This is a genomic window from Neptunicoccus cionae (assembly GCF_014643735.1).
Taxonomy (GTDB): domain Bacteria; phylum Pseudomonadota; class Alphaproteobacteria; order Rhodobacterales; family Rhodobacteraceae; genus Amylibacter; species Amylibacter cionae.
Genome location: NZ_BMKA01000003.1, coordinates 163,369 through 175,937 on the forward strand (window position 1 = coordinate 163,369; position 12,569 = coordinate 175,937).

Annotated in this window: 10 protein-coding genes; all 10 read left to right on the forward strand. The window is 55.3% G+C overall.

The genetic code is table 11. From position 1 onward, the window contains the following. The first annotated feature begins 61 nt into the window (after window positions 1-61). On the forward strand, window positions 62-1,930 hold the full coding sequence (locus IEX10_RS11655; RefSeq protein WP_188675273.1) for a calcium-binding protein: 1,869 nt from the start codon (window positions 62-64) through the stop codon (window positions 1,928-1,930). 234 nt (window positions 1,931-2,164) lie between these two features. Beyond that, window positions 2,165-3,358, forward strand: coding sequence for an ADP-forming succinate--CoA ligase subunit beta (gene sucC / locus IEX10_RS11660; RefSeq protein WP_188675276.1), 1,194 nt, complete (start codon window positions 2,165-2,167; stop codon window positions 3,356-3,358). 80 nt (window positions 3,359-3,438) lie between these two features. Then, entirely contained in the window at window positions 3,439-4,320 is an 882-nt protein-coding gene (sucD, locus tag IEX10_RS11665; protein ID WP_188675280.1) for a succinate--CoA ligase subunit alpha, read from the forward strand. Continuing rightward, window positions 4,320-5,027, forward strand: a complete 708-nt coding sequence (locus IEX10_RS11670; RefSeq protein ID WP_188675282.1) for a hypothetical protein — start codon at window positions 4,320-4,322, stop codon at window positions 5,025-5,027. Before sucD ends, IEX10_RS11670 begins: the two co-directional genes overlap by 1 nt. Beyond that, window positions 5,024-7,981 (forward strand): 2-oxoglutarate dehydrogenase E1 component, encoded by a 2,958-nt coding sequence (locus tag IEX10_RS11675; RefSeq protein WP_188675285.1) that lies wholly within the window; start codon window positions 5,024-5,026, stop codon window positions 7,979-7,981. The genes IEX10_RS11670 and IEX10_RS11675 overlap by 4 nt, the downstream gene beginning before the upstream one ends. Before the next feature lie 2 nt (window positions 7,982-7,983). Further along, entirely contained in the window at window positions 7,984-9,525 is a 1,542-nt protein-coding gene (gene odhB, locus IEX10_RS11680; RefSeq protein WP_188675289.1) for a 2-oxoglutarate dehydrogenase complex dihydrolipoyllysine-residue succinyltransferase, read from the forward strand. 81 nt (window positions 9,526-9,606) lie between these two features. Further along, window positions 9,607-9,993 carry an MAPEG family protein gene (locus tag IEX10_RS11685; protein WP_188675292.1) on the forward strand — a complete coding sequence of 129 codons (387 nt, stop codon included), beginning with the start codon at window positions 9,607-9,609 and terminating at the stop codon, window positions 9,991-9,993. 102 nt (window positions 9,994-10,095) lie between these two features. Next, window positions 10,096-10,506, forward strand: coding sequence for an MAPEG family protein (locus IEX10_RS11690; protein WP_188675296.1), 411 nt, complete (start codon window positions 10,096-10,098; stop codon window positions 10,504-10,506). Beyond that, a complete protein-coding gene (locus IEX10_RS11695; RefSeq protein ID WP_188675299.1) occupies window positions 10,503-11,156 on the forward strand; it encodes a VOC family protein in 654 nt (217 codons plus the stop codon). The genes IEX10_RS11690 and IEX10_RS11695 overlap by 4 nt, the downstream gene beginning before the upstream one ends. Window positions 11,157-11,176: 20 nt before the next feature. Then, on the forward strand, window positions 11,177-12,565 hold the full coding sequence (gene lpdA / locus IEX10_RS11700; protein WP_188675302.1) for a dihydrolipoyl dehydrogenase: 1,389 nt from the start codon (window positions 11,177-11,179) through the stop codon (window positions 12,563-12,565). Window positions 12,566-12,569 lie beyond the last annotated feature (4 nt).

Below are 12,569 nucleotides of genomic sequence, written 5' to 3' on the forward strand. Positions count from 1 at the left end.
GGCTAAACTTGAAATGCACACGCAGTTCCGTTAGCATTTCGGGCAATATTAGGAGGGGCCGATGACCACGCATATTTTTAACGCATTTAGAGCAACTGATAAAAAAGACGTCCTTACACTGGTAAACAATAACTCCAGTGTGGCAATGACATTCAATCATATCGGGGAGACGCTGAGCTACCATTTTGGCGATGATGAACCCAAAGGCCTGTCTCCCGTCACGTTGAACACGGTCCCGCAGCAGGTCGTCATCGACGGTACGATTTACAACGGACTGGATGGCTTTCAGGATATCGACGTTGGTCGTATCGAGTGGGGCGACGACAAAACATCCGACATCATGCTGATCCATCTGTCGCGGACAGAGTTCGTCTTTATTAATATTGCAGGAGATCCAGTAAAAGTGGACTCCACTGCGCAACTCCGAAACTTCGTGTCGAGCCTGACCGGTGAAGGCCCGATCGAATCCGGAGATCTTGCCCAGAACCAGTCCTTCAGCTTCACCCGCTTCACAGATCACGTCTCTTTCGTCGAAGACGACACTATCACAGGGACGAAGGATGACGACAACTACAGGCTCGGAGCGGGCGATGATATTGTATATGCCCTCGGAGGCTCGGATCTGATCGACGGCGAGGACGGCAACGACACCCTGTTTGGCGGCGACAGTCAGGACTACCTTTACGGCGGCAAAGGGAACGATCATCTTTACGGCGGAGCATCCGGTTATTCGAGTTCGTTTGGCGTAGATCGACTCTTCGGTGACGCTGGTAAGGACTATCTGTTTGGGGGCCCTGAGCAAAGCGAGCTTTACGGAGGTGGCGGGCGCGACAAACTTTACCTGCTTGAAGGTGACGGGGTCGTTTATGGCGGCGGTGGCGGTGACAAAATATATCTTGAGACAGAGCTGTTTGGCGGGCTGATTGAAATGCAGGCTTCTGGCGACAGCGGCAACGATAAAATTTTCGGCGGAAATGCTTCTGATTATCTCTACGGCGGTGACGGGCGCGACTTGATTAAAGGGGCCAAACGCTCTGATTTTATTGACGGCCGGAACGGTGATGACAGGTTGCTCGGCGGTGCGGGCGCGGATCAAGTTATCGGAGGCGCCGGTAAAGATAAAATTTTCGGGCAGAAAGGGTCCGATGATCTTTATGGCGGGGAAGGTGCGGACGAATTTTATGGTGGTAAAGGCAACGACACCGCATCGTACGAAAGGGATGCTGGCGCTGTGATTGCATCCCTGAAAGACGACAGCAAGAACGCCGGCGCTGCTGCCGGTGATACCTATCACAGCATCGAAAACTTGCTTGGAAATTCCTCCCATGACCATCTTACTGGCGATAACGGGAAGAATGCGCTCCACGGTGGTGCGGGAAACGACGCGCTGTTTGGCGGGGCCGGTGCAGACAGGCTTTCGGCTGACGACGGCAACAACAGCCTTTACGGCGGTAAGGGTAACGACAACTTGGAAGGGTTCGGGATCGGGACCAATTTGTACTACGGCGGCAAGGGAAAGGACACTATTTGGGACGAGTCCAGAGGCGCTACAGTTCATGGGGGTGGAGGCGCGGACTACATCGAAACATCATCAGGCCGTGACATAATTTTCGGCGGATCTGGTGCGGACGATATTTACAGCGGGAAAGGCAATGACACGGTTGCCGGCGACGGCGGGTCGGACAGTTTCCACTTTGGCAAGACTGAGAACGACAAACTTACCATCACCGATTTCAAGGATGGCGAAGACACTCTGGTTTTCGATACGGACCTCTACAGGACAAAATCCGGCGATTTCATGGGGGCAAACGCTTTTATGGACACTTACGCCGAGGAAACCGGTAGCGATGTCCTGTTCGATTTCGGCGGTGGCAACACGGTCCTCGTGAAAGATATGACAGTATCAGAGCTGACAGACGATATCGCGTAAATCTGGGATCGCGCGCCGGTCATCGCAAGGTGCTACCGGCGAATTTACCCAAGCATAACAGACCGAATCAAATATGCGACGGGCGGCCAATGCATTATGTGATCACATAATTTTATCGTGTGATCACATAACAGCATATTTGTGCCGATACGGGGAAAATTCTTCTTTTTCCCTTCAAACACAGTGCGGGATGTGCGACCAACAGGTGAATTCTTTGCCTAAGGGACAGCTCGCATGAACATTCACGAATATCAAGCCAAACAACTTTTGAAAGAATACGGTGCTCCGGTATCCGACGGCCGCGTGGTTCTGCGCGCCGAAGATGCCAAGACCGCCGCAGGAGAGCTGGACGGACCGCTTTGGGTTGTCAAAGCACAAATCCACGCAGGTGGACGCGGTAAAGGCTCTTTCAAAGAGGAATCCGCTGGCGAAAAAGGTGGTGTGCGCCTGACTAAATCCGTGGAAGAAGCCGCAGAAGAAACACGCAAGATGCTGGGCCGCACATTGGTTACCCATCAAACCGGTCCGGCTGGCAAGCAGGTAAACCGCGTTTACATCGAAGACGGTTCGGGCATCGAAAAAGAACTCTACCTCGCGCTGCTGGTGGATCGCGTATCCAGCCGCGTCTCTTTTGTGGCCTCCACTGAAGGTGGCATGGACATTGAAGAAGTTGCAGCCAACACGCCCGAAAAGATCATTTCCTTTTCGGTTGATCCGGCATCCGGTCTGTCCGCATTCCACGGCCGCCGCGTTGCATTCGCGCTGGGTCTGGAAGGCGCACAGGTTAAACAGTGCGTTCAACTGATCGCGAAGCTTTACAAAATGTTCGTCGAGCGCGACATGGAGATGCTGGAAATCAACCCGCTAATCGTCACTGATAAAGGCGATCTGAAGTGTCTCGACGCGAAAATGGGTTTTGATGGCAACGCTCTGTACCGTCAGAAGGATATTCTGGCATTGCGGGATGAAACCGAAGAAGACCCCAAAGAACTCGCCGCCTCCAAGTTCGATCTGAACTACATTGCGCTGGACGGTGAAATCGGTTGCATGGTGAACGGTGCCGGTCTGGCGATGGCCACAATGGACATCATCAAGCTGTACGGCGCAGAGCCTGCCAACTTCCTTGATGTGGGTGGCGGTGCGACCACTGAAAAAGTAACCGAGGCTTTCAAGATCATCACGTCCGATCCGAACGTCAAAGGCATTCTGGTCAACATCTTTGGTGGCATCATGCGCTGTGACGTAATCGCAGAGGGCGTTGTTGCGGCTGTGAAAGAAGTCGGCCTTCAGGTTCCGCTGGTTGTGCGTCTGGAAGGCACAAACGTCGAAGAAGGAAAGAAGATCATCAACGAGAGCGGCCTAGCCGTGATTGCTGCGGACGATCTGGGCGATGCTGCACAGAAGATCGTTAAAGAGGTCAAAGGCTAAAGTAGGGCGGGATTCACCCCGCCAGCGCTTATTGGCGGGGTGAACCCCGCCCTACCCCAAATTACCAAGGAACAAACACTATGGCCGTACTCGTAAACAAGAACACCAAAGTTATATGTCAGGGCATCACCGGCTCTCAGGGGACTTTCCACTCTGAGCAGGCTATTGAATATGGCACGCAAATGGTTGGCGGTGTGACACCGGGCAAAGGCGGGCAAACTCACCTGAACATGCCGGTTTTCAACTCTGTCCATGAAGCCAAAGCGATGACCGAGGCCAATGCTTCTGTGATCTACGTCCCCCCGCCCTTCGCTGCGGATTCCATTCTTGAAGCCATTGATGCGGAAATGGAACTGATCGTCTGCATCACCGAAGGCATTCCGGTTCTGGACATGATGAAGGTAAAACGGGCGCTTGAAGGCTCCAAATCCCTGCTGATCGGTCCGAACTGTCCGGGTGTTATCACGCCGGGTGAATGTAAGATCGGCATCATGCCGGGCCACATCCACAAACCGGGTTCTGTGGGCATCGTTTCCCGCTCCGGTACGCTGACCTATGAAGCGGTTGGTCAAACATCTGCAGCGGGTCTGGGTCAGTCCACAGCCATCGGCATCGGCGGCGATCCGATCAAAGGCACAGAGCACATCGACTGTCTGGAAATGTTCCTTGCAGATGAAGACACGCATTCCATCATCATGTTGGGCGAAATCGGCGGTTCTGCAGAAGAAGAAGCCGCACAGTTCCTCAAAGACGAAGCCAAGAAGGGTCGATCCAAGCCTTGCGCCGGTTTCATCGCTGGCCGCACAGCGCCTCCGGGTCGTCGCATGGGTCACGCCGGTGCGATCGTTGCAGGTGGCGTCGGTGGCGCAGAAGACAAGATCGAAGCGATGAAATCTGCTGGTATCGTTGTAGCTGACAGCCCTGCCGGTCTTGGCGAAGCTGTGATCAAGGCTATCGGCTGATGCCCCGCCGCCCTGAAGGTTGCGCGGATGCTGCGCACATGTTCCTGACTGGCGGCTATAAACTGGCAAGGCGCGCCCGTCGCGCCTTGTGTGCTTTGCTTTTGGTAGGGCTTGCCCCAGCTGCGCACGCTTTTGACGCGGCCACTTGCACCACTCCGGCGCAAAGCTTTGCCGATCTGGAAAACGCACTGAGCGCAGAAGGTTGGAGCGTTGTCGAAAAACAAACCAAACCCGTCATCGAGGCCCTCGCCTGGATCGGGATGCCGCAATATTTTGCAGGGGACAGCGGCGGACGCTCGCAAGCTTATGTGCTGGATCTGAAACGGGCCGCGGCGAAGGGGTATTTTCGCAAGAAAGACCTGACAAACGCTAAGACCCGCATTCTGACCCGCAAAGCAGGCCGCCAAACCGAACTGCTACTGGTATCTTGGTTGAAGACCTCGCTGATGCAAATCCAGGTCACCTGCGATTTCGCCTTGAGCGAAGCATCGACCGCCCCCTTGCGCACTGAACATACGGCCCTAACTTACGACAAAGGCTATGCGCGTATACCCACGGAATACGGCGCGGACAGGACCGCCATGCATCATTCCCAACTCGTCTTTCTGGACCGAGAAACTTTAAAATCCAGCCTGAACATCAATATTCCGGCGTCTGCTATTCTCTCAACCTCCCTGAGCTATCCCGCAAAGGACCACAAACCATGACCGAACATCCTTCCAACGACCAGTTTAATGCTGAGAGTTTTTTGCAGGGACATAATGCTGAATATATCGAACAGCTTTATGCGCGGTTTACGAAAGACCCCTCTGCAGTGGATGCAGCATGGGGCGATTTTTTCCGTTCTATGGATGATCCGGCAAAGGACGTTCAGGCAGAAGCAGCCGGTCCAAGCTGGGCGCGCACAGACTGGCCCCCCCAGCCAAATGATGACCTGACAGCCGCACTGGATGGTCAATGGGGCGTGGACCCGAGCGCGAACGCCGAGAAGAAAATCACCGAAAAAGCCGCTGAAAAAGGCGTCGCGATTTCAGAAACGCAGGTGCGTCAGGCTGTGCTGGATTCGGTTCGTGCCTTGATGCTGATCCGCGCCTACCGCATTGTCGGACATCTGGCAGCGGACCTTGATCCGCTTGATATGCGCAAAACCGGCGACTTGCCGGAACTGAAGCCGGAAAACTACGGTTTCTCTGAGTCCGATATGGACCGGCCAATCTTTCTGGATAACGTATTGGGTCTGGAAACAGCCACCATGCGCGAGATTCTAGAGATCGTGAAACGCACATATTGTGGCACTTTCGCGCTGCAATACATGCATATTTCCGATGCGGAACAGGCAAGCTGGCTGAAAGAACGGATCGAAGGTTTCGGCAAGGAAATCCACTTCACCAAGGAAGGTCGTAAGGCGATCCTGCAAAAGATGGTCGAAGCCGAGGGCTTTGAGAAGTTCCTACACGTTAAATACACTGGCACCAAACGCTTTGGTTTGGACGGCGGCGAAAGCCTGATCCCCGCGATGGAACAGATCATCAAACGGGGCGGCGCGCTCGGCGTTCAGGACATCATCATCGGCATGCCCCACCGTGGCCGTTTGAACGTTTTGTCGAACGTGATGCAAAAGCCATTCCGCGCGATCTTTAACGAATTTCAGGGCGGCAGTTTCAAACCCGAAAGTGTTGATGGGTCAGGTGATGTTAAATACCATCTCGGCGCGTCTTCAGACCGCGAATTCGACGGCAATTCTGTGCACCTGTCCCTGACTGCGAACCCTTCTCACCTTGAAGCGGTCAATCCTGTGGTTCTGGGCAAGGCCCGTGCTAAACAGGAACAGCTGAATGACGAAGAACGCACCAAGGTGCTGCCAATCCTGCTGCACGGCGATGCGGCCTTTGCTGGACAAGGTGTGGTTGCGGAATGTTTCGGCCTGTCCGGTCTGAAAGGCCATAAAACCGGTGGGACGATCCATTTGGTCGTAAACAACCAGATCGGCTTTACCACTGCGCCGCATAACTCGCGCTCCAGCCCTTATTGCACCGATATCGCCCTGATGGTGGAAGCACCGATCTTCCACGTAAACGGCGACGATCCCGAAGCTGTGGTCCATGCGGCGAAAGTGGCGATCGAATTCCGGCAGAAGTTCCACAAGGATGTGGTGATCGACATCATCTGTTACCGTCGTTTCGGCCACAACGAGGGCGACGAGCCCATGTTCACCAACCCCGAAATGTACACCCAGATCAAAAAACACAAAACCACGCTCGCGGTTTATACGCAGCGTCTGGTAAAGGACGGTCTGATCCCCGAGGGCGAAATCGAAGACCAGAAAGCCGCGTTTCAGGCCTATCTGAACGAAGAGTTCGAGGCCGGGAAAACATTTAAACCCAACAAGGCCGACTGGCTGGACGGACGCTGGTCCCATCTTGATAAACGGGGTGAGGAATACCAGCGCGGTGCGACTTCCGTGAACGAGGACTCCTTGCGCAGCGTCGGGGATGCCCTGACCACCCTGCCCGACGGCTTTAACGTCCACCGCACCGTGGCACGGCTGCTGGAAGCCAAAAAAGAGATGTTCAACTCCGGTAAGAACATCGACTGGGCCACAGCCGAAGCGCTTGCCTTTGGTACATTGCTGCGCGAAGGGTATCCGGTGCGACTGTCGGGTCAGGATTCCACCCGCGGTACATTCAGTCAGCGTCACTCCGGTATTATCGACCAGAAAACCGAAGAGCGCTACCTGCCGCTAAACCACATCGCGGACAAACAGGCGAAATATGAAGTCATCGACTCCATGCTGTCAGAATATGCGGTGCTTGGGTATGAATACGGCTACACCCTTGCGGAACCCAATGCGCTGACCCTCTGGGAAGCGCAATTCGGGGACTTCGCCAATGGTGCGCAGATCATGTTCGACCAGTTCATCAGCTCAGGCGAAAGCAAATGGCTGCGGATGTCGGGGCTCGTCTGTTTGCTGCCTCATGGGTATGAAGGCCAAGGGCCAGAGCACTCAAGCGCGCGTCTGGAACGCTTCCTGACCATGTGTGGCGGGGACAACTGGATCGTGGCGAACTGTACAACGCCTGCGAACTATTTCCACATCCTGCGTCGACAGATGCACCGGACCTACCGCAAGCCGCTGATCCTGATGACGCCAAAATCCCTGCTGCGCCATAAAATGGCCGTGTCCAAACTGGAAGAAATGGCCGAAGGCTCCAGCTTCCACCGCGTGCTTTGGGATGATGCGCAATACGGCAATTCCGACACGCAACTGGTGGATGACGCCAAGATCAAGCGGGTGGTTCTGTGTTCCGGCAAGGTCTACTACGATCTGCTGGAAGAACGCGACAAACGCGGGATTGATGACATCTACCTGCTGCGTCTGGAACAGTTCTACCCGTTCCCCGCCCATTCCATGGTGACAGAGCTGCAACGTTTTCAGGACGCCGATTTTGTCTGGTGTCAGGAAGAGCCCAAGAACCAAGGGGCTTGGTCCTTTGTAGAACCGAACATCGAATGGGTTCTGACCCGTATCGAACACAAAAACACCCGCCCGTCCTATGTGGGCCGTAACGCTTCGGCGTCGCCGGCAACAGGTCTGGCAAGCCAACATAAAGCAGAACAACAAGCGCTGGTGAATGACGCGCTGACATTAGAGGATAAATAACCATGGCCGACGTAAGAGTACCAACTTTGGGCGAAAGCGTAACCGAGGCGACAATCGCCACATGGTTTAAACAGCCCGGTGACAGCGTTGCAGTAGACGAAATGCTGTGCGAACTGGAAACGGATAAAGTCACCGTCGAAGTCCCTTCCCCAGTGGCAGGCACTTTGGGGGAGATCGTCGCTGCAGAGGGCGAAACTGTTGGCGTTGATGCGTTGCTGGCCGTGATCAGCGAAGGCGGCGAAGCGACTGCCGCTCCGGCCAAGAAAGACGCGCCAGCGGAAGCAAAAGCAGACGCAAAACCGGCTGACAATACGGCCAAACCGGCTGAAGGTGGGGAAGATGTGCCTGTGATGGTTCCTGCCCTCGGTGAAAGCGTCACAGAAGCCACTGTAGCCACATGGTTCAAGGCTGAAGGCGACGAAGTGGCTATGGATGAAATGCTGTGCGAATTGGAAACAGACAAAGTTTCTGTCGAGGTTCCTGCACCGGCTGCCGGAATCCTGACCAAGGTTTATGCCAACGACGGTGAGACCGTGGAAGCAGGCGCCAAACTTGCCCTTATTTCTGCCGGTGCTGGCAATGGTGCAGCGAAGTCCGACACACAAGCGGTTGCCGCAACAGCCGATCCTAAAATCACCAGCGACGGCATGAAAAACGCGCCTTCCGCGGAAAAACTGATGGCTGAAAAAGGTCTGACAGCGGATCAGATCACAGGCACAGGCCGTGACGGGCGGATCATGAAAGAGGACGTGCTTAAGGCCGAAGCCTCTGGCGGTGCGTCCAAACCGGCGGCTGCTACACCTCCACGCGCGGCAGCTTCGGCGCCGGTAGCGGCGGATCAGGCCGGGCGTGAAGAGCGGGTGAAGATGACCCGTCTGCGCCAGACCATCGCGCGTCGCTTGAAAGACAGCCAGAACACCGCCGCCATGCTGACCACCTACAATGAGGTGGACATGACCGAGGTGATGGCCCTGCGCAATGAATACAAAGACCTGTTCCTAAAGAAACACGGCGTAAAGCTCGGCTTTATGTCCTTCTTCACCAAGGCTTGTAACCACGCGCTGAAAGAAGTGCCCGAGGTGAACGCCGAAATCGACGGCACCGAAATTGTTTACAAAAACTACGTGAACATGGGGATTGCCGCAGGCACGCCGACAGGTCTGGTGGTTCCGGTGGTCAAAGACGCAGACAGCATGTCCTTTGCCGCGATCGAAAAGGAAATCGCACGTTTGGGTGGTCTCGCCCGTGACGGAAAACTGTCTATGGCAGATATGCAGGGCGGCAGCTTTACCATCTCTAACGGTGGGGTTTACGGCTCGCTTATGTCCTCGCCCATTTTGAACCCGCCACAATCGGGTATTCTGGGGATGCACAAGATTCAGGACCGTCCGATGGCAATCAACGGCGAAGTTGTTATCCGTCCGATGATGTATCTGGCCCTGTCCTACGATCACCGCATCGTGGATGGCAAAGGCGCTGTGACCTTCCTTGTACGGGTCAAAGAAGCACTGGAAGATCCCCGCCGCCTGCTTATGGATTTGTGATTGCGATAGGTTAATCCCCGCCCTACCGTGAAAGGTAGGGTGGGGTTTGCCCACCGCAAAACCAGCCAAAGGAGAATACCCATGACCTCCGAACTATCCATTCTTGCCCTCTATGGCCTGCTCGTCATCCTGACGATTGTTGTGCAGGCGTCTTTCGGTGCGGCGCAACTGGGCCTGCCCTATCTGGCGACCGCCCGTGATGAGGGGCGGGAACTGTCCGGCATGGGTGCGCGCGTTGAACGCAGTCTGAACAATTCGGTCGTCGCACTGGCCCTGTTTGCCCCTGCGGTGCTGATACTGGCCGTAAGCGGCGCAACCACAGCCAGCACCCTGCTGGCCGCACAGGTGTTTCTGATCGCGCGTATTCTTTATGCGCCAATTTACTGGTTTGGCATTCCTTGGGTACGGACCTTGGTTTGGGCTATCGGGTTTCTATCAACCATCTACCTTTATCTTGCGGCGCTCTGAGCTAGCTAAGACCGTGAGTACTTTTAAATCGCAACCCCGACGCAAAACGCGAAAAATTGTCGGGGTTGCAGCCTTCCGCCGAACTGAACCGGACAGAGTTTTATGACCACAGAGATCACAGTCCTGACCTATGCGGCCCTGCTGCAAGTGGTGCAATTCGCACTGATGTCGATTACGGCCAATCTGGATGTGGGACCGGGGAAGACCATGTCTGCCCGTGACCCTTCCCGACTGGGAAAACCGGTACAAGAACTGTTGTCGGAAAAGCCGGGCCGTCTGTTCCGCGCCTTCAACAATCACTTTGAAGGCCTGATCCTGTTCACAATCGCCGTCGTGGTGGTGACACTGGGCGAGCAATCCACAGGCTTTACCGCAATTTGCGCTTGGGTCTACCTCGGCGCACGTGTTCTTTACATTCCGGCCTATTACTATGGCCTCGCGCCCGGCCGTTCGATCATCTGGTTTGTCGGCTTCCTTGCCACGGTCTTCATGCTGCTGGCCACATTGGTATGATTGCGCTCGATCATATTGCGCTGGCGGCGGCTACCCTTTCCGAAGGCGTTGACTATGTGAAAACCCGAAGCGGCGTGACTGTGCCGTTCGGCGGTGCCCATCCGGGGCGTGGGACCCATAACGCGCTGACCGCCACTGGCGGAGGCAGCTATCTGGAGATCATCGCCCCCGATCCCGAACAGGATGAACCGCAAACCCCGCGCCTGTTTGATCTTGATGCAACAACCACAAAGGCCGCGCTGATGGGTGGGCCACGTATCCAGACCTATCTGCTGCGCACGGATGACATCGAACGGGACATGGCGATCTTTCGTGAACACGATTTTGATCTCGGCCAATCCGTCACCGCAGCGCGCGGCGATTTGCGCTGGCAGATTGCCTTGCGCGGTGATGCCAAGCTGAACGCCCAAGGGGTGGTTCCGGTGCTGTTGCAATGGCCGGACGGCCCCCACGTGAGCGAAAGCATGGACAATCAGGGCCTTAGCCTGCAGCGTCTGGATATACACACCCCACTGGCGGATGAGTTGACCGCGCTTTACCGCGCCCTTGGCCTTGTGGACGACCGTATTTCAGTGACCCCCGCAGCACATCCTGCGATCACTGCGACCTATCAAACACCCGACGGCAAACTGGCTGTATTGGGCGACTGACATTTTAAAGGAGACCTATCATGGCAGACTATGACGTAATCATCATCGGTGGTGGCCCGGGCGGCTATGTCTGTGCGATCCGCTGTGCGCAATTGGGACTGAAAACAGCCTGTGTTGAAGGCCGTGGCGCCCTTGGCGGCACTTGCCTGAACGTGGGTTGTATCCCGTCCAAAGCCCTGCTGCACGCGTCGCACATGCTGCACGAGGCAGAGCATAACTTTGCTAAAATGGGTCTGAAAGGCAAAAGCCCCTCTGTGGATTTCAAACAGATGCTGGCCTATAAAGACGAAACCATCACACAGAATACCAGCGGCATTGAGTTCCTGTTCAAAAAGAACAAAGTGGACTGGCTGCGCGGTTGGGGCAAGATCTCTGGCAAGGGCGAGGTTTCTGTGGATGGCGAAGTTCACAAAGCGAAGAATATCGTCATCGCGACAGGCTCCGAACCATCGAGCCTGAAAGGTGTCGAGGTGGACGAAAAAGTCGTCGTGAGCTCCACCGGTGCTTTGGAACTGCCTAAAGTGCCAAAAACCATGGCCGTGATCGGTGCCGGTGTGATCGGGCTGGAACTCGGGTCCGTCTATTCCCGTCTTGGCACGGAAGTGACCGTGATTGAATACCTCGACCACATCACGCCCGGCATGGACAAGGAAACCGGCAAGGCGCTGCAACGCACGTTGAAAAAGCAGGGTCTGAAGTTTGTTCTGAACGCGGCTGTGCAAAGCGTTGAGGCCTCCAAAACCAAAGCCAAACTGACCTATGAAACCCGCAAAAAAGGCGAATCCGTCACCATTGATGCGGATGTCGTTCTGGTCGCCACAGGGCGCAAACCTTACGTTGACGGTTTGGGTTTCACCGAACTTGGCGGCGAAATGACAGAGCGCGGCCAGATCAAAACCAACGGCACATGGGGCACCACCATTGAAGGTGTATATGCCATCGGTGACGTTATCGAAGGCCCGATGCTGGCCCATAAAGCAGAAGACGAAGGCATGGCCGTAGCTGAACAAATCGCAGGCAAACATGGCCATGTGAACTACGGCGTTATTCCTGGCGTGATCTACACAACCCCCGAAGTGGCTTCTGTTGGCAAAACCGAAGAGCAACTGAAAGAGGAAGGCGTGGCCTATAAGGTTGGCAAATTCCCCTTCATGGGAAACGCCCGCGCCAAAGCGGTGCATCAGGGCGATGGTTTTGTGAAACTGCTGGTGGATAAAGAAACAGACCGGATCTTGGGCTGTCACCTGATTGGGCCATCTGCTGGTGATCTGATCCACGAAATCTGTGTGGCAATGGAATTCGGTGCTTCGGCACAAGATGTGGCGCTGACCTGCCATGCCCACCCGACCTTCTCTGAAGCGGTGCGCGAAGCCGCACTTGCCTGTGGTGACGGCGCAATCCATGCGTAACGCC

Coding starts and splice junctions, on each gene's coding strand:
- IEX10_RS11655 (WP_188675273.1), top strand. CDS start 62: ATGACCACGCATATTTTTAACGCATTTAGAGCAACTGATAAAAAAGAC.
- sucC (WP_188675276.1), top strand. CDS start 2,165: ATGAACATTCACGAATATCAAGCCAAACAACTTTTGAAAGAATACGGT.
- sucD (WP_188675280.1), top strand. CDS start 3,439: ATGGCCGTACTCGTAAACAAGAACACCAAAGTTATATGTCAGGGCATC.
- IEX10_RS11670 (WP_188675282.1), top strand. CDS start 4,320: ATGCCCCGCCGCCCTGAAGGTTGCGCGGATGCTGCGCACATGTTCCTG.
- IEX10_RS11675 (WP_188675285.1), top strand. CDS start 5,024: ATGACCGAACATCCTTCCAACGACCAGTTTAATGCTGAGAGTTTTTTG.
- odhB (WP_188675289.1), top strand. CDS start 7,984: ATGGCCGACGTAAGAGTACCAACTTTGGGCGAAAGCGTAACCGAGGCG.
- IEX10_RS11685 (WP_188675292.1), top strand. CDS start 9,607: ATGACCTCCGAACTATCCATTCTTGCCCTCTATGGCCTGCTCGTCATC.
- IEX10_RS11690 (WP_188675296.1), top strand. CDS start 10,096: ATGACCACAGAGATCACAGTCCTGACCTATGCGGCCCTGCTGCAAGTG.
- IEX10_RS11695 (WP_188675299.1), top strand. CDS start 10,503: ATGATTGCGCTCGATCATATTGCGCTGGCGGCGGCTACCCTTTCCGAA.
- lpdA (WP_188675302.1), top strand. CDS start 11,177: ATGGCAGACTATGACGTAATCATCATCGGTGGTGGCCCGGGCGGCTAT.